The organism is Streptomyces sp. NPDC057697 (assembly GCF_042799335.1).
Classification (GTDB): Bacteria; Actinomycetota; Actinomycetes; order Streptomycetales; family Streptomycetaceae; genus Streptomyces.
Genome location: NZ_JBHVJA010000005.1, coordinates 267,205 through 292,678 on the forward strand (window position 1 = coordinate 267,205; position 25,474 = coordinate 292,678).

The window sequence follows — 25,474 nt, forward strand, 5'->3', positions numbered from 1 at the left end:
ACCCACCACCATCAGAAGGGAGTCGGCAGTGGACGACACCGGTGAGGGCCTCGCCACCCTGCTGGCCCTGCGCCCCCGCGGCACGGCCGAGCCGCTGTTCTGCGTCCATCCCGGCATCGGCGTCGGATGGTGCTACGCCACCCTGTGCGGGGCGCTCGCGCCCGCCCACCCGCTGTACGCGATCCAGTCCCCGGGGCTGCTTCCCGGTGCCGCCCTGCCGCGCTCCGTGCACGAGATGGCGGTGACCTACCTCCGGCTGATCCGGACGGTGCGGCCCACCGGTCCGTACCACCTGCTCGGCTGGTCGCTCGGCGGATTCGCCGTCCACGAGATGGCACGGATCCTGCACGCGGCGGGCGAGGAGGTCGGACTGGTCGCGATCCTCGACAGCTTCCCCGGCGACGGGGAGCGCTTCACCGAAGGCGGCCCCGGCGCGATCCGCGCGGGGTTCCTGCACGAACTGCGGGCGGACATCGAGGACCTGGACCCCGCCCGTGCGACGCCCCCCGAGCTCTGGGAACGCGTCAGGGCGACGGGCAGCGCCTTCGCGGGGTGGGAGGAGGACCACCTCGCACGGCTGCTGGACGTCTTCGCCAACAGCTGCGAGATCATCGCCGCCCACCGGCCCGGCCACTACGACGGCGACGTACTGCTGATGAGCGCGGCGAAGGAGCCCGGCCGCTCCCGGACCGACGCCGACCAGTGGCGCCCCCACATCGGCGGCGACCTCGACGTGCACGAACTGCCGTGCGAACACCGCGCGGTGCTCGACCCCGAACACGCCGGGGAGATCGCGCGTGTCGTCACCGGGCACCTCGCCCGCCTGGCATGACCACCGGCCCACGGAAGGAAACCGCGATGACCAACCCCTTCGAGGACGACGACGCCCGCTACCTCGTGCTGCGCAACGACGAGCACCAGTACTCGATGTGGCCGGCCCGGCTGCCCGTGCCCGAGGGCTGGGAGCAGGTGTACGGGGAGGACAGCCGGCAGTCCTGCCTTGACCACATCGAGCGGACCTGGACGGACATGCGTCCCAGGAGCCTCGCCGAAGCCATGGACGACGCCGCGCAGCCCGTCGCCTGATCCGCAACAGCACCCGGCTCCCCGGCCGGACCGAGGAAAGGACAACAGTCCCATGACACAGACAGGTGACAGCGGGACGGACGTGTTCCACGGACTCACCCTCGATCACATCGAGTTCCACGTGGCCGATGTGGACGCCGCGCTGCCCGCGCTGGTCGACGGCCTCGGGCTCGCGCCCTACGCCCGCTCCGCGACGCCCGCCGCCCACGACACCCGGTCGGTCGCCGTGGGCGGCGGCGACATCCGGCTGGTGCTCACCGAGACCACGGTGCAGGACCACCCCGCAGGGTTCTACGCGGAGGCGCACGGCGACGGTGTGGCCGGCATAGGGCTCGGCGTCCCCGACACCCGCGCCGCCTTCGCCACCGCGGTCTCCCGCGGGGCCCGCCCCGTCGCCGCGCCCACCGAGCACGACGGCATCGTCACCGCCTCGGTGGCGGGCTTCGGCGACGTGCTGCACACCTTCGTCCAGCGGCCCCCCGGCGCCGACCCGCGCGCCCTGCCCGGCCTCACGCCCCTGGACCGGCCCCCGTCCCCCGCAACCCGCGACGGCGAGCCGGAGCTGTACGCGGTGGACCACCTCGCGGTCTGCGTGGAGGCCGGCCAGCTCGACCCGACCATCGAGTTCTACGAGACGGTGCTCGGCTTCACGGTGATGTTCGAGGAACACATCGAGGTCGGCACCCAGGCGATGAACTCGAAGGTCGTCTGCAGCCCCTCCCGCGAGGTCGTGCTGACCCTGCTGGAGCCCGATCTCGGGGCCGAGCCCGGCCAGATCGACCAGTTCATCAAGAACCACGGCGGGGCCGGCGTCCAGCACATCGCCCTCACCACCACCGACATCGTCGCCACCGTCGGCTCGATGCGCCGCCGCGGTGTGGAATTCCTGCGCACACCGGGCGCGTACTACGACACCCTCGCCGAACGGCTGGAACTCTCCCGCCACTCGATCGCCGAACTGCGCGGGCTCGACCTGCTGGTCGACGAGGACCACAACGGCCAGCTCTTCCAGATCTTCTGCCGGTCCACCCACCCGCGGAAGACCTTCTTCTTCGAGGTCATCGAGCGGGCCGGAGCCAACACCTTCGGCAGCGCCAACATCAAGTCGCTCTACGCGGCCGTGGAACAGGAACGGCTGCGGCAGCGCGACGCCGTGTAGCCGCCGGGCGTCCGAGTGAGGAGAATGGATCATGCCAGTCCGAACCCGTCCGGATCTCGACGATCTCGCCGGATTCAGTACCGTCCCGATTCCGGCCGACGCGGTCGAACTCGCCTCCAACGAGCTGCCGTTCGGTCCACTGGACCCCGTCGTCGAGGTGATCGGCCGGGCCGCGGGCCGGGCCCACCGCTACCCCGACAGCAGCGGCCGCGTCCTGCGCGAGCACCTGGCCGGACGCTTCGGCGTCACCCCCGGCCAGGTGTCGCTGGGCGCCGGATCCATCGCGCTCTGCCTGCAACTGGCCCAGCTCACGAGCGCGCCCGGCGACGAGATCGTCTTCCCCCAGCCCTCCTTCGAGGCGTACTCCCTGATCGCCAGGACGGTCGGCGCCACCGCACGCCCGGTGCCGCTGCGCCCGGACGGACGGGTCGACCTGACGGCGCTCGCGGACGCGGTCGGGGACCGCACCCGGCTGGTCTTCGTCTGCACCCCCAACAACCCGACCGGCGCCGACCTCGGCAGGGCGGAGCTGGAGAAGTTCTTCGACTCCGTCCCCGAGGACGTCCTCGTCGTGCTCGACGAGGCGTACTGGGAGTTCGTCCGCAGGCCGGACGCGCTGGACGGGATGGCCTACGTCCGGGACCGGAGCGCCGCCGGACGGGGCAACGTCGTGGCGCTGCGCACCTTCTCCAAGGCGTACGGCCTCGCCGGGATGCGGATCGGCTACGGCGTCTCCTGCGAGGACGTGGCGGAACGGCTGCGCAGGCTGGCCCTGCCCTACTCGGTCAGCAGCGTCGCCCAGGCCGCCGCCGTCGCCTCGCTCGACGCCGACGAGGCCCTGGCGGTGCGCTGCGCGGCCGTGATCGAGGAGCGCGAACGGGTCAGGGCCGAGCTGCTCGGGCTCGGCCACGAAGTGCCGTTGAGCGGGGCGAACTTCCTCTGGCTGGGGCTGGGCCCGCACGCCGACGCGTTCCGGCGGCACTGCCTGGAACGCGGGGTCCTCGTCAAGGCGTTCCCCGGCGAGGGCATCCGCATCACCGTAGGCACCGCGGACGAGAACGCGCGGTTCCTGGCCGCCGCGGCGGAGTTCAGGACACCGGCCGGGCCCGCGCTGTGACGGCGGACGCGGTCGCCCACGTCGACACGGACCGGCTCGACGCCAATCTGCGCAGCTTCCACGGCCGGGCCGCCGCGGCCGGTGTCCCGGTCAGGGCCCACATCAAGGGACACCGCACCGTGGAGATCGCCCGGCGGCAGATCGCGGCCGGGGCCCGGGGCATCGCCGTCCACCACGCGCGTGAGGTCCGCCGCTACGCCGGGGCGGGGATACGGGACATCGTCGTCGCGCACCCCTGGGAGGACCCCTGGCGCTGGGAGCTGTTCGCCCGGTCGGCGGCCGACTGCCGGCTGACGCTGCACGTGGCGTCCGCCGAGGCGGTCGCCGGACTCGGCCGGGCGGCCGCGCGCCGCTCGACACCGCTCGGCGTCCTCCTCGACCTGCGCGCGGGCCCGGACGGCCACCCCCCGGCCCCCTCCGAGGTGCTGGCGCTGGCCCGCGCGGTCCAGGACCGGCCGTGGCTGCGGCTGCGCGGCGTCACCGGCTACCGCGGTCTCGACACGGCGGCGGACGCCGAGCACCGGCACACGATCGGCGCCGAGTACGCCGCCTTCCTGGTCGGGACGGCCGGGCTGCTGCGGTCGCACGGCCTGCCCTGCGCCACGGTGAGCGTCGGCGGCACCCCCACCGCGGCCGGAGCCCTCGGCGTGGACGGCGTCACCGAGGTGTGCGCGGGGGCGTACGCCCTCCAGGACGTGGGCCTGGCCGCGATCGGCGTATGCACCGAGGAGCAGGTCGCCCTCTCGGTGTCCGGGCCGCGCGAGGCCGCCGACCTGGTGGGGGAGTACGGCTACGCCTGGCTCGCGGCGGACGACACCGCCCGCCGGTCCGGGAATCGCTGGCTGCCCGCCCATGTGTGCCCGGTGGTGCAGCGGGTCAGGGCGCTGCTGCCCGAGCGCGAGCGACCGGACGAGCCCGCGGAGTGGACCGTCCTGGCCACGGGCGACAAGGAAACGGACGTCATCACATGACCACCGCACCGTACGGAACGGCACCCGCGCGGGAGACTCGCCCCGCGGACCTCGCCGCGCTGCTCAGCGTGGCGGATCTCGAACACGCCGCCGCCGGGCGGATGGAAGCCGGGCTGCGGGACTTCGTGGACGGAGGCGCGGGCTCCGAGCGGACCGTCGCCGCCAACCGGTCCGCCTGGCAGCGGATCGCGTTGGTCCCCCGGATGCTCAACGACGTCTCGCGGTGCACCACCCGGACCACCCTGCTGGGCAGTCCGCTCGGCCTGCCGCTCGGGATCGCCCCCATGGCGTACCAGAAGCTGCTGCACCCCGACGGCGAACTCGCCGCGGCCGCGGCCGCCCGGGACGCCGGGGCGGTGTACGTCGGCGCCCTGCTCAACAGCTGCTCCATCGAGGAGATCGCCGCGGTCGGCGCCTGCACCTGGTTCCAGCTGTACTGGCTGCGGGACCGGGGGCTGACCCTGGACCTCCTGCGCCGCGCCGAGGACGCGGGCTGCCGGGCCGTCGTGCTGACCGTGGACGTACCCAGGATGGGGCGGCGCCTGCGCGACCTGCGCAACGGCTTCACCGTGCCGCCGCACATCCGGGCGGTGAACCTGCCGTCCGGGGCCCAGCTGTCGCCCGCGCACGACGCACGGCCGGACGCCAGCTCCCTCATGGTGCACACCACGGCCACCTTCGACCCCCGGCTGCAATGGTCCGACCTGGCCTGGCTGCGCGAGCACACCGAACTGCCCCTGGTGGTCAAGGGCATCCTCGACCCCGACGACGCGGCCCGCGCCGCCCGCCTGGGGGCGGACGCGGTGGTGGTGTCCAACCACGGCGGCCGCCAGCTCGACGGGGCGGTCGTCGGCGCCGAGGCCCTGCCGGCCGTACGCCAAGCCCTGCCGGACGGTGTGCAGGTCCTGGTGGACGGCGGCATCCGCAGCGGGGTCGACGTGCTGCGCGCCCTGGCGCTGGGGGCCTCGGCGGCCCTGGTCGGGCGGCCGGCGCTCTGGGGCCTCGCGGTGGGCGGCGCCGCCGGGGTGCGGCGGATGCTGGAACTGCTCGCCCTGGAGCTGGAGGACGCGCTGGCCCTGACCGGCTGCGCGCGGCCCGAGGCGGCCGCGTCGCTCCGTACCGCGCCGCTCACCACCTGAGACCACCGCACCGTCCGCAGCGGGCCGCGACACCGCCCGACCGCCACCCGAGAAAGGGCCCGTACCGTGCGCCTGCGCATCTCGCGACTCTCCGTCTTCACCTGGCGCGACGGCACGATGGTGTGCGACGACCCGGTGCGCCACCGGCAGTTCGCGCTGAGCGCCGACGCCCGCCGTGTGCTGCCCCGCTTCGCCGACTGGTCCCCGGCCCCGGGCGAGGGCACCGCGGACCGGGACCCGGACGCCCGCCTCGTCGCCCAGCTGCTGGCCGCCCACGTACTGGTCGCGGAGGGTTCGCCCGAGCACGACTTCGAGGAACGGCTCGGCCCGTGGGCGGAGTGGGGCACCGCGGCCCGGTACTTCCATCTCGCCACCCGTACCCACGCCGACCAGCGGTTCTCCACCGCCGCCGAGGACACCGCCTGGCTGCTGCGGACCCTGCCCGACCGGCCGCAGCCCGCCGGTGCGAAGCAGTACCCGGACGCTCCCCGCGTCCCGCTGCCGCCCGCCGACGACACGCCCCTCGCCGGGCCGGGGCTGGACCAGGTGCTGCGCCGCCGACGCACCACCAGGCGGTTCGAGCCCGGCGCACAGGTGCCCCGGCAGGAGCTCGCGACCCTGCTGCACTGGGTGGCCGGCGCCCTGCACACGGTCGAGCCGAGCGGTCTTCAGCCGCAGCTGCTCAAGGCCAGTCCCTCGGCCGGCGCGCTGCACACCCTGGAGGTCTACCCGGTCGTGCTCGGTGTGGAGGGCGTCGAACCCGGCATCTACCACTACCGGGCCGCCGAACACGCCCTGGAGGCCCTCGCGCCCGGCCGGAAGGTGGACGCGGACGAACTCGTCCACTGGTGCGGCGGACAGACCTACGTCGGCGGGGCCGGTGCCGTGCTCTTCTACACCGCCAGCCTGGAACGGACCGCCTGGAAGTACCGCACCGGCCGCACCTACCGCACCCTGTTCATGGAGCTCGGGCACTTCAGCCAGACCGCCTATCTGGTGGGCACGGCCCTGGACCTCGGGGTGTTCTTCACCGCCGCGACCCGGGACGGCGCCGTCGAGGAGGCGCTGGGGCTGGACTGGACGACGGAGATCCTGGTCGGTCTCAACGGCATCGGCGTCCCCGCCCGCGACGAGACGGAGCGTCAGAAAGCCATGCTGGAAGGCGGTCCGGCCGATTTCTCGTTCGCCGGGGACGCCTGGGACGGTCGCGGTGCATGATGTCGGGGAGGTCCCGGCGCGGGGCGGCGCAAGGCCGTCGGCGCCGCGGCCGACCGGGTCCGCGGGGGAGGCACCGATCGACAGCGCAGAGGGGACCGACGCGGTCCGCGAGGACGGCGAGCGGCCGTCGGGGGCGGGGTTACCGAAGGGCCGGGCGCGGCTCGCCGTGCTGCGCCGGCCCGCCTACCGGTGGTTCTTCCTCGCCCAGCTCAGCTCCTCCTTCGGAGACTTCCTGGTCGGCCCGGCCATGGCCTTCGCCATCCTCGGCCTGACCGGATCGGCGGGCGACATCGGGCTGGTGATGGTCGCGAGGTCGCTGCCGATCGTGGGGTTCATGCTGATCGGCGGTGTGATCGCGGACCGGCTGCCCCGCTACCGGGTGATGATGGGCTCGGACCTGGTCCGGCTCGTCTGCCAGGGCGGTTGCGCCGCCCTGCTGCTGACCGGCACCGCGAGCATCTGGCAGCTCGCCGCACTGCAGGCGGTCTACGGCACGGCGAGCGCCATGTTCACCCCGGCGGTGACGGGGCTGGTCCGGCAGGTGGTCCCCGACGACGAGCTCCAGTCCGCCAACGCCCTGCGGTCGATGTCGTACTCGGGGATGATGGTCCTCGGACCGGCGGTCGCCACGGCACTGGTGATCCTGGCAGGACCCGGCTGGGCACTGGCCTGCGACGCCGCGACCTTCGCGGTGAGCGCCTGCTGTCTGGCCCGGCTGCGGACCACGGCGGCGCAGCACACCGGGCCGCTCCAGGCCCGCGACATCCTGGGCGATCTCCGGGAGGGCTGGCGGGAGTTCAGCGGCCGGACCTGGGTCTGGAGCGTCATCGCCGCCGCCTCCCTCACCAACGGGCTCTTCGCGGTGTTCACCGTGCTGGGCCCGGTGCTCAGCGAACGCGAACTGGGCGGCCCGAAGACCTGGGGCCTGGTCCTCGCGGCGTCCGGCGTGGGGGCGGTGTGCGGTGGCGCGCTGGCCGTCTGCGTCCGCCCGAGACGGCCACTGCGGTTCGGGGTCTGCGCGGTGGCGGGCTTCGCGGCCCCCGCCCTGGTGATGTCCCAGGCGTCCTCGGCGGTGCTGCTGGCGGCGGCCGGGTTCGTCGGCGGCCTCGGCCTGATGGTGTTCAACCCCCTGTGGGAGACGGTGCTGCAACAGCAGGTGCAGCCCTCGGCGCTCTCCAAGGTCAGCGCGTACGAATGGTGCGGCTCCTACGCGAGCCAGCCGCTCGGCCTGCTGGCGGCGGGCCCGCTCAGCGGCCATCTGGGCCTGCGGCACACCCTGCTGGCCTGCGGACTGCTCCATCTGGTGATCAGTCTCAGCCCCCTCGCGGTGCGCGAGGTGCGGTCCCTGGAGGCGACGGCCGCGCGGCCCGTGTAGTTCCCGTGTTGTGAGGAGAGGACGACGACCATGGCGACATCCGAGGGGAACGCCCCCCGTCCCGGTCCGGGCCGGCAGTGGGTCGACAGCCTGCAGCGCGGCCGGGTCCCCGGCCCGCGCCTGCCGCAGCAGCGAGTGGTGGACGACACCGGGCCGAGCACCCGCAGCGTCCACGCCGGGACCTACGAGGACCCGGTCACCGGGGCGGTGGGCACCCCGGTCTTCCAGACCACCACCTTCGAGTTCACCGAGGACAGCTACGCGGCCTTCGACCAGGGGCACATCCGCGACGTCGCGATCTACGGCCGCTACGGCAGCCCCAACCAGTGGGCGGTGCAGGAGAAGATCGCCTCGCTGGAGTCGGCCGAGAGCTGTCTGGTGTTCTCCTCCGGCATGGCCGCGATCAGCACCACCCTGCTCGCCCTGACCAACCGCGGCGGCCACATCATCAGTTCGCGCGATGTCTACGGCGGCACCTTCAGCCTGCTGCGCGAGGACATGCACCAGCTCGGCCGGTCCGTCACCTTCACCGACCCCACGGACCCGGACGCGGTTCGCCGGGCGGTCCGCGACGAGACCCAGGTGCTGTTCTTCGAGACGCTCAGCAACCCCCTGCTCAAGGGCCTCCCACTGAAGGAACTCGGCGAGGTGGCGGCCGAGTCGAACCTCCTCCTGGTGGTCGACAACACCTTCCTCACCCCCGTCCACCTGCGACCGCTCGCCCACGGGGCCCATCTCGTCGTCCACAGCGCGACCAAGTACCTCAACGGGCACAGCGACGTGACCGCCGGCGCCGTCTCGGGCTCGCGCAAGTACGTGGACCGCATCTGGTCCCAGATGCTCCGGCTCGGCGGCTCGCTCGACGCCATGACCTGCTTCCTGCTGGAGCGCGGCCTGAAGACACTGGCGCTGCGGATGCGACGGCAGAGCGACAACGCCACGGCGGTCGCCGCCTACCTCGACGGCCACCCCGCGATCCGCCGCGTCCACCACCCCTCCCTCCCCGGCTACCCGTACCGCTGGATGCCGGAGCTGTGCACGGACGGCTACGGCGGCATGGTCGCGTTCGAAGTGGAGGGCGGCGACGAGACGGCCCTGAAACTGCTGGACGCGCTGCGGCTCCCGGTCGTGGCCACCAGCCTGGGCGGCGTCGAGTCGCTGGTGAGCCTGCCCTTCAACACCTCGCACAGCTTCCTGACCGAGCGCCAGCGCAGCGAGGTGGGCATCGAACCCGGCCTGGTGCGCTTCTCCGCCGGGATCGAGGACCCGGAGGACCTCCTGTCCGATCTCGGGCAGGCGCTCGCCTCGCTGTGACCGGGCCCGGGGCGCGGCCGCCCGCCCCACCGCGCGAGAACGACTTCTGGAGGTACGACCATGCGTAACGGCCTGAACATCACCGGGGTCTCGGAGAGCGTGCACGAATACCGCGACCATCCACAGGAGGCGATCGCGGACTTCCGCGTCACCCTGCCGCTGGACACCGGACCGGGCGCGGCACACCGCGACACCGCCTGCCGGACCCGCGCGCTGCGCACCGGAACCCTCCGGGTGGCCCGTGACTTCACCCTCCACCACAGCCCCTTCGCCGTCCCGGACGGAGCGGCGGCGGGCCCGGCACCCGCCCCCACCGCGTACGAGTCCGCCCTGGCCGCGGTGGCCGCCTGCGTGCTGATCACCAAGGTCAACGGCTACACCGCGCGCGGGGTCAGCCTGGGATCGCTGCGGGTGACGGCGCGCGGACGGCTCGCCCTGGACGCGGACGGGCTGCGCCCCCTGCCCGGGGTCCCGTTGACGGATGTGCGCTGGTCGTGCGCCATCGACTGCGAGGCCCCCGCGGAACTGCTGCGGTCCGTCACCCGGCTGGTGGCCGCCTTCAGCCCCAACCACCAGGCACTGCTCGACAACGCGCCCTTCACGGCCTCGGTGCACGCGCTCGACGCCCCGGGCGGGTCCGAGCCCGTCCCCGTCGAGTGGGCCCCGGCCGAGCGGGCCCCGGCCGATGGCGCGGTGGAGTGCCTCGTGGAGGCCGACGCCGTCTGGGAGTACGGCTCCGAAGCGGTGTACACCACCTCGCTCACGGTCGACGGGCGGCGGCGTCGCTCCGAGCCGCTGACCGTGGACCAGGCCAAGCAGATGGTGGGCATCGACAAGGGCCCCAACTCGCAGGAGATCCTGCTGTCGGCGGTCTCCGCGGAAGTGGCCGCGCTGCTGGTGGAGGAGGCGGACCGCCGGTGCGTGCCCCTGGACGGGGCCCGTCTGACGGCCTCGGGCCGACTGGACACGCGCGGCATGCTCAACGTGGTGCGCGAGGTCCCGAGCCGCTTCCACGCGCTGACGCTGGGTCTCGGGGTCACCGGGGCCACCCCGCAGCCGCAGGCACGGGACCTGCTGCGCGCGGCCCTCGCGCGCGCCGTGGTCCCGGCGACGCTGCTGTCCCCGCTCGCGGTGGACATCGAGCTGCTCCACCGGGGGCACCCCGTGGTGTCCTGCACCAGCACCCTGTCCGACACCGAGGCGCTCCGTGACGAGATCACCCGTCGGCAGGCGGCGGCCGCCGACCAGGAGCGGCAGGCGGGGGGACGGGACGCGGATGTCCGGAACTCCTGACGGACCGGCCGGCCCGGACGGCATGGTCCGGTGCGCCCGCCCCGGCCCTCGCCCCGGGCGCCTCCCCGGGGCGTGCGCATGACGAGCGGCGCCGGGACCGCCGGTCCGCTCTTCGCGTCCCTCCAAGCGGACGCGCTCACCGGCCCGGAGCAGTTGCGCGAGCTCTACCCGCAGCCGAACCCGAACTCGCTCCGCAAGGAGACCGACCGCCTGACCGAGGAGACCCGGGCGCTGATCGGCTGCTCCTCGCTGTTGTTCATCGGCAGCGCGGACGCCGAGGGCCGGGCGGACGTGACCCCGCGTGGCGGCCCGGCCGGGTTCGTCCTGGTACTGGACGAACAGACCCTGGTCATCCCCGACGCGACCGGCAACAAGCGGCTCGACACCCTGCACAACGTGTTGCGGAGCGGACGCGTCGGACTGCTCTTCCTCGTTCCCGGCCGCCCGACCACACTGCGTGTCAACGGCCGGGCCTGCGTCTCGGCGCGCCCGGAGCTGCTCGCCGCGCTCACGCCCGTGGGAAAACCACCGGTCACCGCGATCGTGGTGCAGGTCGAGCAGGTCTATCCGCACTGCCCGAAGTCGCTGATGCGCTCGCACGCCTGGCAGCCGGAGCAATGGATGTCCGCCGACGCCCAGCCGTCCAGCGCCGAGGTGACGTCGGCCCAGCTGAACCTGCCGGGCCTGACCATCGACCGGATCGAGGAGGCCGAAAGGGAGTCGCTGCGCCTGCGGTACGAGTGAACCGCGGGCGCGTCCGGGACCGTACGGCGCCCCGGCGGCGCCGGACCGGCCGGCCGAGGCGCCCCCGCCGCCCTGTGGGAAACTCGGTCCTGCGCTGGTCAGGGCGGCCCGCGCGCCCGGAAGGGTGTGTTCCACGGGCCGGTCACCTCGAAGGGAAGCTCTCCGGATGCGCATCGGGATCGTCGGCACCGACAACAGCCATGTCGACCAGATCGTCCGCCACCTCAACATCGAGGGGGGCGGCGGCGACGCCCGTGTGGTGGCGATCAGCGGGGGACACGGCCGGCGCAACGAGGCGCTGGCGGCCACGGGCGGGATCACGGAGATCGTCGACGAGCCCACCGGGCTGCTGGGGCTGGTCGACGCGGTCGTCGTCGCGGACCGCGACGGCGCGCGCCACCGGGACCAGGCGATGCCCTTCCTGACCGAGGGACTCCCGGTCTTCGTCGACAAACCCCTCGCCCGCACCGTCGAGGACGCCCAGGCCCTGATCGACACCGCCCGCGCCCATGACGCGCCGCTCACCTCGTCCTCGGCGCTGCGCTGGCTCCCCGGCACCGACGCGCTGGCGGCCCGGTCGGCGGGGGAGGGGCGGCCGCAGCTGGTCGTGGTGACCGGCCCCGCCGATCCGGCCGGGGACCACGGCGGGATCTTCTTCTACGGCATCCACGCGGTGGACGTCGCCCTGCGGCTCGCCCCCGGTGAGATCTCCGGCATCCGGACGGACACCACCGGCACCACCGTCGTCGCGTCCTTCACCGCGGGCGGGACCCGCGTCGTCGTGAACTTCGTCCGGCCGGGCCGCACGGAGCAGATCCCCTTCCACGCGATGACGTTCACCCGGGAGAGCATGGCCCAGCAGACCCTCGTCCCGGGCGCGGACTACTGTGTGCCCGGCCTCGAAGCGTTCCTGGGCATGGTCCGCACGGGCAGGCCGCCGATCGGCTACGGGGACCTGCTGCGCCCCGTCGAGGTCCTGGAGTCCGTCGCCGCCGCGCTGGACGGAGGACCGGCCGCCGACCGGTGAACCGCACCACGTCCGGGTTACGGACAGGCGAAGAAAACCGGGCCAACAGGCCTACCGCGAGAGACGATTGACCTGGTAGGGGCGGTCTTCGCGGGTCCGGCCGATATGTTCCGGCCACTTACGGAATGACATGCTCCGCTCAACGTCGCGCACAGCCCGCAGTCGCGCATTCGCCCTCCGTGGTGGCGGCGTGACCTGGACCACAAGCGCCTTGACAGTCGCCGGACGGTTGCCGAAAGCTCGTTCATCATTGGTCTGGACCACAATGAATGAGCGGGGTTCATGTTCAAGCCGTCGCGTGCTTCTGCTGTGGGTGTGCTGCCTTCGCCGCTCTCTGAACACCGGTTCAGATCAAGGGAGTTGGATGCGAGGGCTATGGTGCCGTCATGCTCCGGCACCGGCCGGGTGGGCTGATGGAACAGCAGCCCTCGGACGTACGACTGGCGTTGAGCGAGCTGTGGCAGGCGTTCGGTGCGGTCGCGCTGCTCGTCCGGTACGGCGCCGACGTCCCGTGGCCCCACTCCTCCTGGGCCCGTGAGGCGCACGGGGCGCTGACGCCGCGTCTGCGGTCGTTGGCCGCCCTGGCCCGGCCGCGCGGGCGCATCCCCTCGTTCCTGACGGGCGGCGCCACCTCCCGGAAGGCGGGCGTCGCCGATGAACTCGACGGCCTGGCACGCGTACCGGCCGGGCTGGTGCGCGAGGAGATCGCCCGCGAGTACCCGCAGGCGCCGGCGGACCCGCTGATTGCCGCCGTGATCCGCGATCCCGTGGCGCAACTCCGCTATCTGGCCGTTGAGTTGGCGCAATTCTGGCGTACCGCGATCGAGCCGCGCGGGGTCGGACTCGCGCGTTCCCTGGAGGAGGAGATCCTCTTCCGCTCGCGCACCCTGGCGATGGGCGGGGGCGCGGCGCTCCTCCGCGACCTCGGCATCCCGTCCGAGCGCACGGACGGGGTGCACCGTGTGACCGCCGTTCCGATGCTGTTCGCGGACGGCACCCCCTGGTGGTCGGTCGCGGACGGGCGGACCGTGGTCTCCTTCGCGGCGCGGGGAGCCGGGCTCCTGCACACCGCACCGGAGCCGGACGGCCCCGAACGCCCCTCGCGCGAGGACCGGTTGGCGATCCTGCTGGGCCGGGGACGCGCCTCCGTCGTCCGTGAGCTGGCCGTACCGATCACCACCTCCGCCCTCGCCGACCACCTGGGACTGGCCGCGAGCACCGTCTCCCAGCACCTCTCCGCCCTCGTCTCCGCGGGCGTGGTGCAACGCCACCGGGCGGGCACCCGCGTGCTGTACGAACTGAACCGCTCGGGTGTGACGCTGACCCAGTGCCTGACAAACAAATGATCTACGGACCGGTCGGCTGCCACGCCCCTCACCAGCGGGTTCACCGCGCACCGGTCCGTCGCCGCGGCATCCGGAGCAGGTGATTCGGCGTACACCGAAAGGCTTGTCCGCCGTTGCGCGGTCGACAAGAGTCGAGGTGCGGAACGGCTCGGCCGGAGGCCGGCGGAACACCGGAGCGGTGAGACCGGCGGCGAACCGGCCCATCGACCGGTCCACCGGGCCACGGCCCCCTCCCGGTCCCGGGCACACACCGCGCCGACACCGTCGACGAAGACGGCCGCCCGAGACCGTTCCCGGCGCCCCACCGACTTCGAGCCTGGAGTGATTGCATGCCGACGCCCGATCCGTATCTGCACCGAGCCCCCTCGGCCCTCCCGTACTTCAGCTCGGACGGCGAGGCGTACCTGGCACGCACGCCACTGCGGGACATCCGCAAGTCGCGGGAGCTGCGGGTACTGTCCCGGGCGGACTTCGACTTCTGGCAGACGTACGGGTACGTCATCGTCAGGGAGGCGATCCCCGCCGCCGCGGCCAGGCGCCTGCTGGACTTCACCTGGGACTTCCAGGGACTCGATCCCGAACGGCCCGAGAGCTGGTACGAGGACCGGCCGTTCCGCACCGACCTGGACCGCGAACTGCACGTCTACGGCTTCGTCGAGGCCTACCACCACCAGCTCATCTGGGACAGCCGCCAGGCGCAGCGGGTCTATGACGCCTTCGTCGACGTGTGGGACTGCGAAGAGCTCTGGGTGACCCTGGACCGGCTCAACCTCAACCCGCCCAATGTGAAGAACCGGGACCGCGCGCTCATCGCCCCCACGGACCAGGGCTTCGACATCGAGCTCCACTGGGACGTCGACACCACGCTCGGTGTGCTGCCGCAGCGCGTCCAGGGGATCATCGCGCTGAACGACACCCGTCCCGAGCTGGGCGGCTTCCAGTGCTCGCCCGAGCTGTTCCGCCGGTTCGAGGAGTGGAAGGTCGCCCAGCCGGAGGACCGGGACCCGATCAGGCCGGACGCCGACCGTACGGAGTTCCCCGTGGTCCGGCCCGAACTCCGGGCCGGGGACCTGCTGATCTGGAACGGCCTGCTCGCGCACGGGGTGGCCCGCAACACCTCCGAGGACGGTGTGCGGGCGGTGCAGTACCTGTCCATGATGCCCGCGCTGGAGTCGCACGAGGAGCTGCGCCGCTCCCGGGTCGAGTCATGGCGCAGGCTCAGCACACCGGACTGGAACAGGACCCTGGTGGGCGACGTCACGAAACACGAGTCCCTCCGGTACGGCACCGCCGAGCTGAACGGCCTCGGCGAACGGCTGCTGGGGCTGAAGTCCTGGACCGAGCAGGAATCCGAACGGCCCACGGGAGAGCTGGTATGCGCAGAATCTGCCTGACCCTTCCGACGAACAGGGCCTGCGCCGCGACGATCGCGGCCGTGGGCGAGGAGGCGGACCACGCGGCCGAGCGCTTCGGCGTCGAGGTGCGTCTGCTGATCCTGGACTCCTCCGGGGAGGAGACCTTCGGCGAGCACGCCGAGGTGGTCCGCACGGCCCGCCGGGCGCCGAACGTGATCACCCACCACCTCGGCGAGGCCGAGCAGCGGGACTTCCTGCGGCGGGTGATCCACCGCTCGGGCGTCCTCAAGCCGGAGCTGATGCTCGACCTCATGCTGCCCGCCGGTGTGTCGTACGGAGCCTGCACCAACCGCGCGTTCCTCATCGCCGCCTCGCTCGGGTGCGTCTCGGTGCACCGCAGGGACTCGGACAGCACGTACCAGGTGCTGGACGGCGAGACCGTCTTCCCCGTCCACCACGAGCTCGCCTCGCTCGGGAGGACCGCGGCCGACGCGGCGGGCGGTGTGTCCGAGACCGTGCTCGACCCGGAGCACGCGCCCAAGCCCGTGGTGATGGTGGGCAGCTCCTTCGTGGGCGAACTGTCGGTGGACATCGGCGAGATGGCCGAACTGGACCGCGACATCCACCACGACGTCGTCAGCCTGTGGGCGCCCGGCCACTGGTCGGACGAGCGGAAGCGGGAGCTGGTCGACGAGTCGTTCAGGGGAGCGGGCACCACCCCGTTCACCGGCGATCACTCGACCCTGACCCGGGTCGACCCGATGCGCGTGGACATGTGCAACATCAGCTTCCTGCACGAGGTGTACGAGCGGGTGCCGCTGCCGCCCGCCACCGACACCATCGGCAGCGACTACTTCCTCATGCACCTGGTGCACGACGGCACCCTGCCGGGCGTCCTGCACAACCGCAACATCGTGAACTACTACACGCCCGAACGCCGGACCGACGCCGGGTTCATGGCCTATCAGCTGCGGCTGACGAAGTTCTTCCTGTCGATGCTCTACTTCAACTTCATCTACGAGCGGATGGCGGCGGCCGGTGCCTCGCTGATCGACGACGAGTACCACGTCCGTCCGGAAGCGGTGGCCGAGCTGGCGCGACGGAGCGCCGGGGCCGATCGCGCGGAGAACGTACGGCGGCTGGAGGTCCTGGAGCGCTCCTACCGCCGACTGGGCGGCAGATACGCCGAGTTCGCCGGGGTCCTGGCCGCACGGGGCGAGCGGCTCCTCGAAGAGGCCCAGGCGGACATCGAGGACTTCGCGCTGCTGACCGAGGCATGGCAGCCGCTGGTCCGGGCGAGCAGATCCATCGCGACGATCGGGCCCGGTACGTCCACCGGCGTCCACCGGCCGATTCGCTAGGCGGGCGTGGACCATCATGCATCTGAACGCTCATGTGCGCGCCGCGCTGGAAGCCTCCGACGAGGACCGCATCGTCTTCGATCTCGCGGGCATCGAGGCCCAGTACGAGTCGCTGCTGCGGGAACTGCCGGGCATCGCCGTCCGCTTCGCCATGAAGGCCTGCCCGGTGGACGAGGTACTCGGCGCCCTGGCGGCGAAGGGCTCGGGGTTCGACGCGGCGAGTCCCAACGAGATCGCGCAGGCCCTCAGGACCGGGGTGCCGGCCGACCGGATCCACTACGGCAACACCATCAAGTCCGACGAAAACATCGCCGAAGCCCACCGCCTTGGCGTGCGGGACTTCGCGACCGACAGCCTGGAGGACGTGGCGGCGACGGCGGCCCACGCCCCCGGTTCCCGGGTCTTCTGCCGACTCGCCACCAGCGGGGACGGGGCGCTGTGGGGGCTCAGCCGGAAGTTCGGCTGCTCCGGGGCCGACGCGGTGCTCGTCATGGAGGCCGCGCGGGCGGCCGGACTGACCCCGGCCGGTCTGTCCGTACACGTCGGTTCGCAGCAGATGACCTCGGAGGCCTGGCAGGACGCCTTCGAGCGGCTGGCCGACGTACTCACCGCACTGAACGGCCGGGGCATCTTCCCGGACCACGTCAACCTCGGCGGCGGGCTGCCCGCCCTCGGCTACCTCGACAGCCGGGGAACGCCGCTCGACCCGCCCCTGGACAAGATCTTCGCCGTCGTCCGGGAGGGCTTCGAGCACCTCGCGTCGGTCTCGGAGGCCCCGCTGGACTTCGTGATGGAGCCGGGACGCCATCTGGTCGCCGACCACGGCGCGATCAGGGCCCATGTGTCCCGGCTGTCCTCCCGGAAGCAGCTGGACGGCCGGCGCGAGCACTGGCTCTATCTGAGCTGCGGGAAGTTCAACGGGCTCTACGAGATGGACCAGTTGCAGTACCGGCTGCTGTTCCCCTCCCGCTCCGGCACGAAGACCGTACCGGCGGTCGTGGCGGGGCCCACCTGCGACAGCGACGACGCCTACGACCACGAGCACGGCCGGGTCCCCGTACCCGCCTCCGCCGCCTCGGGGGACCCGGTCTGGGTCCTCTCCAGCGGCGCCTACGCCACCGGCTACATGACGCAGGGGTTCAACGGCTTCGACCCGCTGCCGTACACCTGCGTGGACGGCGGCTGAGGGCACGGCATGCGGATACGACACATCGCCGACGGCGACTGGGACGCCGTCGTGGCGCTGGAGGCCGGGGCGTACACCGACGACGGACTGTCGGAGGGGAGGGCGGCGCTCCGGTCCCGGGCCGACGCCTCGCCCGCCACCTGCTTCGTCCTGGACCACGGGGACCGCACGGCGGGATACCTGCTCGCCCTGCCCTACCCGATGTTCGCGTTCCCGGATCTCGACCGGGCGGAGGAGACCGTCATGCGCTCGCGCAATCTCCATCTGCACGATCTCGTCGTCGCCGAGGAGTTCCGCGGCAGGGGACTGGCCGGGGCCCTGCTCCGCCGGCTCACCTCGACGGCGGCGTCGACGGGGTACGGGACGATCTCCCTGATCGCCGTCCTGGGCAGCGACACCTTCTGGACGGCGAACGGGTACCGGGCCCACCGGGAGGTCGCACCACCCGCGAGCTACGGCGCGGACGCGGTGTACATGTCCCGTCCGGTACCGGACGCCCGCACCGGCAGTACGAACCCCGCCCACGCGCCGTCGCGCCGGGCACCTCTGAAAGACGAAGTGGGCTGATTACCTGTGTATGGCGTTCGAGATCCATTCCGCCGGGCGCAGCTCGCGATCGCGGCGCTGTTCTGCTTCCTCGGGTTCCAGTACGCGACCTGGGCGTCACGGCTCCCCGCGCTCAAGACACGGCTGGACCTGTCGGAGGCGCAGCTGGGGCTGTTGCTGATGGCCTGCGGTGTCGGCGCGGCCGTGTCGTTCCCCCTCGTGGCCGTCCTGATGAAGCGCATGGGCTCACGGCGGCTCGCGATCGTGTCGGCGGTGTGTCTGAGCCTGCTCCTGCTCGCGCTGGCGGCGGCGCCGAACTACCCGGTCGCCCTGGTCGTCATCTGCTGCGACGGAATCGCCGTCGGCTCCCTGAACGTCGCGATGAACGCCCAGGGAGCCGCCCTCGAAGCCGTCCATCAGCGCACCGCCATGGCGAGACTGCACGCCACCTTCAGCGCCGGTTCACTGTTCGCCGCGCTGCTCGCGTCCGGGGTGAACCTGGTGACCACGGACCTCGCGGCGCACTTCGGCGTGGCCGCCGTCCTTCTGCTCCTGCTGGTCGGACCGACCTGTCCGGGGCTGCTGACCGAGGCGGAGCAGGTACCGGCCGAAGCCCCGGCCGAGGAGCGGACCCCGGCTCCGGAGAAGGGCCGTCGCAAGCTGAGCATGCCCTCGCGCATGACGGTGTGGATGGGCGGCGCGATGGTGTTCGGCACGGTGACCGAAGGCGCCATGAACGACTGGTCCGCGCTCTACATGAAGGACGTCGTCGACGCGGCGTCGGAGCTGGCCCCCATGGGCATCGCGGTGGTTTCGGTCATGATGGTGCTGGCCCGGGTCTTCGCCGACGGCTGGCGCAGCCGCTGGGGCGACGGCCGCATCGTCCGCGTCGGCAGCGTGCTGGCCGGTGCGGGGCTGGCGCTGGCCCTGCTGGCCGGTGGTGTCGTGCCGACGCTGATCGGGTTCGCCTGCGTCGGGCTGGGCGTCGCGGCCGTGACGCCGTGCATCTACGTGGCCGCGGCGGCGCAGGGCACCGACGCCCTGGCCCTGGTCGCCGCCATGGGCACGACGGGCCTGCTGGCCGGACCGGCGGTGATCGGCTTCATCGCCGGGGCCGGCAGCCTGGTCTGGGGGATGGCCGCCGTCGCCGCGTCGGCGATCCTGGTGTCCGTGTGCGCCACGCAGATCCGCTGGCCGGGTCCGGCCGCGGCGGCCCGGGTCCTGGTCCCGAGCCCCGGCCCGGAGTCCTGATCCGGAGAAGGGCAGAGAAGGCGGTTGAGGGCGGCGCTGTGGCCGACGCAACACGGAGAAGTCGGCACCCGCGCCGCCGATCGGTTGGGTGAGCCCGCGTTACCGGGCAGGATGGGGCAGTCCAGCCGGTGAGGGGAAAACATGATCGAGAAAATCCTGCCGTCCCGGATCGCGGTGGCAGAGGCGTTCTCCGACCTGCCCGACGCCGTGCTCCTGCCCGGTGAGGAGCAGCTGACCCGCGGATTCGTGGAGAAGCGGCGCAAGGAGTTCACCACGACGCGGCACTGTGCCCACCGCGCGCTCGACTCGCTGGGCATCGCTCCCGTACCCGTCCTCAAGGGCGAGCGGGGCGTCCCGCTCTGGCCCGAGCACACGGTCGGGAGCCTGACCCACTGCACCGGCTACCGCGCCGCCGCCGTGGCCCGCCGGGCGGACGCGCTCAGCATCGGCATCGACGGCGAGCAGGACGCGCCGCTGCCCGGCGGCGTCCACGACAGCATCGCGCTCGTGGCGGAGCAGCGGCGCGAGCGCGAACTCCGCCTGGAACACCCGGAGATCCACTGGGACCGGCTGCTGTTCAGCGCCAAGGAGGCCGTCTACAAGACGTGGTTCCCGCTCACCCACCGCTGGCTCGGCTTCGAGGAGGCCGACATCGAACTCCGGCCGGACGGCGGCTTCACCGCCGAACTGCTGGTCGCCGACCGGCGGACGGTGGCCGGGGCGGGGGTCACGGAGGTCCCCGGCAGCCTCCAGGGCCGCTGGCTGTCCGGAGGGGGCCTGGTGCTGACCGCGATCGTCGTCGGGAACGGCCCCGGCACCGCGCGGGAAGCGGGTCGGTAGGTACGGGGGACCCGCGCCGGGGGTCTCGTCCGAGGAACGGGTGTTCCCGTACCCTCTCTCCGCATGAGCGAAGATCACCCGGGCGAAGAGCGCAGGCGCGCACGTGAGTTGGGCATCACCCTGGACGGCGAGCCGGGGCCGTGGAACGCGATCACGGACGTACCCGGTGTCGAGGTCGGCTACGTCACCCTCGTCGAGGGCGACGACGTGCGCACCGGAGTGACGGCGCTGCTGCCGCGCGGCCGGGACGGGGTGGGTACGCCCTGCGCGGCGGGCTGGCACTCGTTCAACGGCAACGGGGAGATGACCGGGACCGCGTGGATCGAGGAGAGCGGCTCGCTCGCCGTCCCGGTGGTCATCACCAACACCTACGCGGTCGGTCCCGTGCACCGGGGCGTGGTCGACTGGGTGCGCGCCAACTGCCGCGGCATGGCCCCGGAATGGCTGCTGCCGGTCGTCACGGAGACCTGGGACGGCCACCTCAACGACATCCACGGCACGGCCGTGGAGCCCCGGCACGCGGCGGCCGCGATCGAGTCGGCGGCCTCCGGCCCGGTCGAGGAGGGGTGCGTGGGCGGCGGCACCGGCATGCGCTGCTACGGCTTCAAGGGCGGCTCCGGCACCGCGTCGCGCGTGGTGCAGTACGGCGAGGACCGGTACACCGTCGGCGCCTTCGTCCAGGCGAACTTCGGCGCGCGGCGCGAGCTGACGGTGGCCGGGGTGCCGGTGGGGCGCCGGCTGACCGACCCGGCCGGGGCACCGGCCCCGGAGACGGCGCCCGACGGGGAGCGTCCGGTACCGCCGGGCGCGGGTTCGGTGATCGTGGTGGTGGCGACCGACGCGCCGCTGCTGCCGGGTCAGTGCAAGGCGCTGGCCCGCCGGGTGACGCTCGGTCTGGCCCGTACCGGCACCACCGGCAGCCACTTCTCCGGAGACCTGTTCCTGGCCTTCTCCACCGCCAACCCGTCCGCGTTGACCAGTACGTTCCCCGAGGACGACGGCAGCGCGCCGTACGAGTCGATGCGTTTCGTGCCCTGGGGCCGGATGGACCCCTTCTACGGCGCGGTGGTTGAGTCGGTGGAGGAGGCGGTGCTCAACGTGCTGACCGGTGCGCACGCGATGACCGGCCGGGCCGGACACCACGTCCCCGCGCTCCCGCTGGACCGGGTGACCGGACTGCTGGCGGAGCGGGGAGCACTGGCCTAGCGCCGCGGTCCGGGTGCCGTTCACGGCCGCTTCGCGACGGGTTCGTTGGCCCGGTACAGGTTCGTCGGCCATACTGCCCGCCGTGGAGCAGCGCATAGATCCGAACACTCAGCCCGGATACGCCGCGGGGACAGACCCGGCGTTCATTCCCGGTCTCACGGCCCCCGTCGCGGCCGGGAAACCGGACACGAGCCTGGAACAGGCAGAGCTGGAGAAACCAGAACCGGAACAGACGGAGCGGGAACAGCCGGAGGAGCCCGAGGACCGAGCGGCCGCACCCGCGGTGCCGGAGGGGGACGACGAGGACGGCGACGGCGATCCCGGGACGGCGGCGGACGGGCCCTCGTTCGAGGTGAGCGACCGGCGCGGGTCGATCACCGCCGACCGGGAGGGCGTCCGGTTCCGGCTGGACGACCAGGAGGCCGATTTCCGGTGGGACGAGATCGGCGCGGTCGAGGTGAAGACGCCCCGGTTCGGCCGCCGGTTCACCGTCACGGTCCACATGTCGACCCGCCGGTGGTTCAACGCCGAGGTCGAGGCACCCGCCAGGAGCGACCTCAAGAAGTGGGAGGCGGAACTCGACGCGGTTCTGGACGTCTACTTCGAGGAGTCCTGACCGCGGCGGTGCCGTGCGGGAGGGCGGGGCCGGTGGCCGTGGAGACAACCACCGGCCCCGCCCCGGCGATCACCGGGCCCGGCCCGGGAGTCCCGGGGCCGCCGGTGACGTCTCACGCGGTGCCGCGCAGCGCGTCGAGGACGTGCGGCCAGGCGGCCGCCCCGAGCGCCGCGTCCGCCGCGCTGGAACCGCCGTACAGGAACCGCGTCGAGACGGGCGCGGGGCCCTCGCCCGGCAGCCGGGGGCGGTGACCCGCGTCGGGGGCGCCGACGAGCCGCACGGGCAGCCCGGCGGCCGTGCGGCGGGCCGCCAGCTCCTCGGCGAAGCGGAGCGAGGGCCACATCGCGTCGTCGCCGCCCGCGACCAGGACGAGCGCGGCGCCGGACCTCTCCACCGGGATCCTCGCCGCGTCGACCCGGTCGAAGTACGTCCGAAGGCTCCGCTCGTACCAGCCGAGGACGGCGACGGGCGCGCCCTCGGGCCGTCCGGGCGCGGGGGCCCAGGAGTCGTCGAGGGGCACGAACGGCAGCGGCTCGCCGCGCCAGGTCCAGGACGACCGGTACGGCCTGGACCGCCCGTCCCGGCCGGGGCCCACGTTGGCCCAGGTGAGCGAGGTGGGCGAGAGCGCGACCACGGCGTCGACCCCGGGCAGGAGCACGGACAGGTGCAGGGCGGCCTCCGCGCCCTTGGACGTACCGAGGACACCGATCCGCCGTGCGCCGCCCGCGCGGAGCACCTCGATCGCGGCCCCGAACGTCTCCAGCGGGACCTCGCACACACCCGGCGGCTGTCCGGGGCCGCCGAACCAGCGGATCGACAGGGCCGCCATCCCCTCCCGGGCCAGCAGCCGGCACCGCTCGTCCTCGACGCGCCCGCTGGATCCGGAGAGGACCAGGACCCCGGTCCCCGCGCCGGCTGCCGGGCAGGCGAGAAACCCCTCGCGCACACCCTGGTGAGGGGTGGCGCGAGGGGTTCCGCGTGCGCCTGCGCCGGGGGCGCCGAAGACGCGCTCGACGATGCGCACCCGGGCGGTCAGGCGTCCGTCAGCACGACGGAGCGGGTGAGGTGACGGGGGCTGTCCGGGTCCAGACCGCGGGCGGCGGCGCGGGCGATCGCCAGGCGCTGCACGCGCACCAGCTCGGCCAGCGGGTCCAGTCCGCTCTGCACCCAGCGGGCGCCGGTCGCCAGCACCTGCTCCTGGAGCCCCTCGGGGGCGGTGCCGAACATCCAGGTCGCGGTGCCGGAGGTGGCGATGCTGATGGGGCCGTGGCGGTACTCCATCGCGGGGTACGACTCGGTCCAGGACAGCGACGCCTCCTTCATCTTGAGCGCCGCCTCGTTGGCGAGCCCCGCCGTCCAGCCGCGGCCGAGGAAGGTGAACTGGGTGCAGTCGACCAGGCCTTCGGGCAGCGGCTCGGCCAGCGCGGTCTCCGCGTCGCGCACCACGTCCTCGGTGTGCAGGCCGAGGTGGGCGCGGAGCAGGGTGAGCAGTGTGGTGGCGAACCGGGTCTGCACGACGGACTGCTCATCGGCGAAGTCGAGCACGACGACCTCGTCGGCGGAGGTCATCACCGGGGTCTCCGGGTCGGCGGTGATGGCCACGGTGCGGGTGGTGCCGCGCAGCCGGTCGAGCAGTTCCAGCACCTCGGTGGTGGTGCCCGAACGGGTGAGGGCGACGACCCGGTCGTAGCCGCGGCCGAACGGGAACTCCGAGGCGGCGAAGGCGTCGGACTCGCCCTGGCCGGACCCCTCGCGGAGCGCGGCGTACGCCTGAGCCATGTAGAACGAGGTGCCGCAGCCGACGACCGCGATGCGCTCGCCGGCGGCGGGCAGGGCGGCCGACTGCGTCCGGGCCAGCTCGGCGGCGCGACGCCAGCACTCCGGCTGACTGGCTGTCTCGATCTCGACAAATGACACTTTTGCACTCCGTACTCGTAGTGGGATGCTCGTTTGCGCACGTTATACGCGACCTACGAGCATTATCAAGCATTCTGTTTGCAGGCAGCTTGACTGGGAGGAGCCTTGTGCGACGCTTGCGCTGTCCGGTGACCGTACCCAAGGGGATGGGTGCCCGAAGCCCGGACCCGTGAGGAGAGTTGCCTTGTCCAGGGATGCCCGGTGGAACGCGCTGCTGGAACTCGTCGGTAAGAACGGCCGGGTGGACGTCGAGGACGCCGCCACGGCGCTGGATGTCTCCGCCGCGACCATCCGCCGCGACCTGGACCAGCTCGCCGAACAGCAGCTGCTCACCCGTACCCGCGGCGGCGCGGTGGCGCACGGCGTCAGCTACGAACTGGCCCTGCGCTACAAGACCGGGCGTCACGCCCCCGAGAAGCAGGCCATCGGCCGCGCGGTCTCCGGTCTGGTGGCGGTCGGCGAGGTGGTGGGCCTGACCGGCGGCACGACACTGACCGAGGTGGCCCGCTCGCTGGCGGTGCGTTCCGACGTCGTCGGCGACGGCGCGGCGGGCATGGGCGGCCAGCCGAGCCTGACCGTGGTCACCAACGCCCTCAACATCGCCAACGAGCTGGTGATCCGGCCGCAGATCAAGATCGTGGTGACCGGCGGGGTGGCCAGGCCGCAGTCGTACGAGCTGACCGGCCCGCTGGCCAGCGGGGTGCTGGGCGAGATCACGCTCGATGTCGCCGTGCTGGGTGTCAACGCCATCGACACCGAGCGCGGTGCGTACGTCCACCACGAGGGCGAGGCCAGCATCAACCGGCTGCTCGCCCAGCAGGCGCAGCGGGTGGTCGTGGCCGCCGACTCCTCGAAGATCGGCAAGCGAGCCTTCGCCCGGGTCTGCGGGCTGGGCCAGATCGACTTCCTGGTCACCGACAAGGGCATCACGCCCGAGGCGACCGCCCGCTTCACGGAGGCCGGCGTCACCGTCGTCGCGGTCTGACCCGCCTCTCGCCGTCCGCCGCCCGCCGCCCGCTGTCCGCGCGCCCGGTAAGCGCCGGCCGGGCGAGCGGCCCGGCCCCGCCACTCTCGAAATTGTTTGATCTTGCTTCAATCAATGCAAGATCAAACATGAACGCGCAATTCAAGCGGTGAATCCCTGACCCGGCGCATGGTCCGACGACCGCGCCGGGTCTTCCGTGTATGCGTTCCGTGCCCGTTCCATGGTGCTTTCGTGCCCGATTCCGGGTCTCCGTGCGGGTGGATCGAGGCTCGATCTGGGCTTTTCGATGTCCTCAGATGTTCGTTACCCGTGTGAAATGAACAACTCTTGCCATCGACGTGCATGTCGTGAACCATGTGCCTGTCGCCGCGAGGGAGCAACGACCACACCGTCACCGGTGCGCGTTGCCGTCGTGATCGCGG

At 72.7% G+C, this 25,474-nt stretch carries 24 protein-coding genes; 22 read left to right on the plus strand and 2 right to left on the minus strand.

The window, feature by feature from the left end; all coding sequences use genetic code 11:
- The first annotated feature begins 28 nt into the window (after positions 1-28).
- The 21 genes from ACFVFH_RS16630 to ACFVFH_RS16730 all read left to right on the plus strand — a co-directional run bounded on the left by ACFVFH_RS16630 (position 29) and on the right by ACFVFH_RS16730 (position 22,150).
- Positions 29-832 carry a thioesterase domain-containing protein gene (locus tag ACFVFH_RS16630; RefSeq protein ID WP_383768552.1) on the plus strand — a complete coding sequence of 268 codons (804 nt, stop codon included), beginning with the start codon at positions 29-31 and terminating at the stop codon, positions 830-832.
- 26 nt (positions 833-858) lie between these two features.
- Positions 859-1,086, plus strand: coding sequence for an MbtH family protein (locus ACFVFH_RS16635; RefSeq protein WP_383768555.1), 228 nt, complete (start codon positions 859-861; stop codon positions 1,084-1,086).
- 52 nt (positions 1,087-1,138) lie between these two features.
- Positions 1,139-2,245 carry a 4-hydroxyphenylpyruvate dioxygenase gene (gene hppD, locus ACFVFH_RS16640; RefSeq protein ID WP_383768558.1) on the plus strand — a complete coding sequence of 369 codons (1,107 nt, stop codon included), beginning with the start codon at positions 1,139-1,141 and terminating at the stop codon, positions 2,243-2,245.
- A gap of 31 nt (positions 2,246-2,276) precedes the next feature.
- Positions 2,277-3,362: a histidinol-phosphate transaminase gene (gene hisC / locus ACFVFH_RS16645; RefSeq protein ID WP_383768561.1), complete on the plus strand. Its 1,086-nt coding sequence runs from the start codon at positions 2,277-2,279 to the stop codon at positions 3,360-3,362.
- Complete coding sequence (locus ACFVFH_RS16650; protein WP_383768564.1) at positions 3,359-4,333, plus strand: alanine racemase; 975 nt, start codon at positions 3,359-3,361, stop codon at positions 4,331-4,333. The genes hisC and ACFVFH_RS16650 overlap by 4 nt, the downstream gene beginning before the upstream one ends.
- Positions 4,330-5,472 (plus strand): alpha-hydroxy acid oxidase, encoded by a 1,143-nt coding sequence (locus tag ACFVFH_RS16655; protein ID WP_383768567.1) that lies wholly within the window; start codon positions 4,330-4,332, stop codon positions 5,470-5,472. The genes ACFVFH_RS16650 and ACFVFH_RS16655 overlap by 4 nt, the downstream gene beginning before the upstream one ends.
- Before the next feature lie 66 nt (positions 5,473-5,538).
- Positions 5,539-6,690, plus strand: coding sequence for a SagB family peptide dehydrogenase (locus ACFVFH_RS16660; RefSeq protein WP_383768570.1), 1,152 nt, complete (start codon positions 5,539-5,541; stop codon positions 6,688-6,690).
- A complete protein-coding gene (locus ACFVFH_RS16665; RefSeq protein WP_383768573.1) occupies positions 6,683-8,065 on the plus strand; it encodes an MFS transporter in 1,383 nt (460 codons plus the stop codon). Before ACFVFH_RS16660 ends, ACFVFH_RS16665 begins: the two co-directional genes overlap by 8 nt.
- 30 nt (positions 8,066-8,095) lie before the next feature.
- Positions 8,096-9,379, plus strand: a complete 1,284-nt coding sequence (locus ACFVFH_RS16670; protein ID WP_383768576.1) for a trans-sulfuration enzyme family protein — start codon at positions 8,096-8,098, stop codon at positions 9,377-9,379.
- A 60-nt stretch (positions 9,380-9,439) separates the two neighbouring features.
- Complete coding sequence (locus tag ACFVFH_RS16675) at positions 9,440-10,672, plus strand: OsmC family protein (protein WP_383768579.1); 1,233 nt, start codon at positions 9,440-9,442, stop codon at positions 10,670-10,672.
- A gap of 78 nt (positions 10,673-10,750) precedes the next feature.
- The gene (locus ACFVFH_RS16680) at positions 10,751-11,416 is read left to right on the plus strand and encodes an MSMEG_1061 family FMN-dependent PPOX-type flavoprotein (protein WP_383768582.1); all 666 of its coding nucleotides are present in this window, start codon (positions 10,751-10,753) and stop codon (positions 11,414-11,416) included.
- A 166-nt stretch (positions 11,417-11,582) separates the two neighbouring features.
- On the plus strand, positions 11,583-12,443 hold the full coding sequence (locus tag ACFVFH_RS16685) for a Gfo/Idh/MocA family protein (protein WP_383768585.1): 861 nt from the start codon (positions 11,583-11,585) through the stop codon (positions 12,441-12,443).
- 386 nt (positions 12,444-12,829) lie between these two features.
- Positions 12,830-13,789, plus strand: coding sequence for an ArsR/SmtB family transcription factor (locus ACFVFH_RS16690; protein ID WP_383768587.1), 960 nt, complete (start codon positions 12,830-12,832; stop codon positions 13,787-13,789).
- Between the two features lie 329 nt (positions 13,790-14,118).
- Positions 14,119-15,183: a phytanoyl-CoA dioxygenase family protein gene (locus ACFVFH_RS16695; protein WP_383768589.1), complete on the plus strand. Its 1,065-nt coding sequence runs from the start codon at positions 14,119-14,121 to the stop codon at positions 15,181-15,183.
- Positions 15,165-16,505 (plus strand): DUF6271 family protein, encoded by a 1,341-nt coding sequence (locus tag ACFVFH_RS16700; protein WP_383768592.1) that lies wholly within the window; start codon positions 15,165-15,167, stop codon positions 16,503-16,505. Before ACFVFH_RS16695 ends, ACFVFH_RS16700 begins: the two co-directional genes overlap by 19 nt.
- 16 nt (positions 16,506-16,521) lie before the next feature.
- Positions 16,522-17,691 (plus strand): type III PLP-dependent enzyme, encoded by a 1,170-nt coding sequence (locus ACFVFH_RS16705; RefSeq protein WP_383768595.1) that lies wholly within the window; start codon positions 16,522-16,524, stop codon positions 17,689-17,691.
- 9 nt (positions 17,692-17,700) lie between these two features.
- Positions 17,701-18,258 carry a GNAT family N-acetyltransferase gene (locus tag ACFVFH_RS16710; protein ID WP_383768598.1) on the plus strand — a complete coding sequence of 186 codons (558 nt, stop codon included), beginning with the start codon at positions 17,701-17,703 and terminating at the stop codon, positions 18,256-18,258.
- A gap of 6 nt (positions 18,259-18,264) precedes the next feature.
- Entirely contained in the window at positions 18,265-19,488 is a 1,224-nt protein-coding gene (locus tag ACFVFH_RS16715) for an MFS transporter (RefSeq protein WP_383768601.1), read from the plus strand.
- 141 nt (positions 19,489-19,629) lie between these two features.
- The gene (locus tag ACFVFH_RS16720) at positions 19,630-20,328 is read left to right on the plus strand and encodes a 4'-phosphopantetheinyl transferase (RefSeq protein WP_383768603.1); all 699 of its coding nucleotides are present in this window, start codon (positions 19,630-19,632) and stop codon (positions 20,326-20,328) included.
- A gap of 63 nt (positions 20,329-20,391) precedes the next feature.
- On the plus strand, positions 20,392-21,534 hold the full coding sequence (locus tag ACFVFH_RS16725; protein ID WP_383768606.1) for a P1 family peptidase: 1,143 nt from the start codon (positions 20,392-20,394) through the stop codon (positions 21,532-21,534).
- A gap of 82 nt (positions 21,535-21,616) precedes the next feature.
- Positions 21,617-22,150 (plus strand): hypothetical protein, encoded by a 534-nt coding sequence (locus ACFVFH_RS16730; RefSeq protein WP_383768609.1) that lies wholly within the window; start codon positions 21,617-21,619, stop codon positions 22,148-22,150.
- 112 nt (positions 22,151-22,262) lie between these two features.
- Here the strand turns inward: ACFVFH_RS16730 and ACFVFH_RS16735 are convergent, their stop codons facing one another.
- Positions 22,263-23,174 carry an acyl-CoA thioester hydrolase/BAAT C-terminal domain-containing protein gene (locus tag ACFVFH_RS16735; protein WP_383768611.1) on the minus strand — a complete coding sequence of 304 codons (912 nt, stop codon included), beginning with the start codon at positions 23,172-23,174 and terminating at the stop codon, positions 22,263-22,265.
- An 8-nt stretch (positions 23,175-23,182) separates the two neighbouring features.
- Complete coding sequence (locus ACFVFH_RS16740; protein WP_383768614.1) at positions 23,183-24,067, minus strand: SIS domain-containing protein; 885 nt, start codon at positions 24,065-24,067, stop codon at positions 23,183-23,185.
- 184 nt (positions 24,068-24,251) lie between these two features.
- Between ACFVFH_RS16740 and ACFVFH_RS16745 the strand changes: the two genes are divergently transcribed.
- Complete coding sequence (locus ACFVFH_RS16745) at positions 24,252-25,052, plus strand: DeoR/GlpR family DNA-binding transcription regulator (RefSeq protein WP_383768616.1); 801 nt, start codon at positions 24,252-24,254, stop codon at positions 25,050-25,052.
- Positions 25,053-25,474 lie beyond the last annotated feature (422 nt).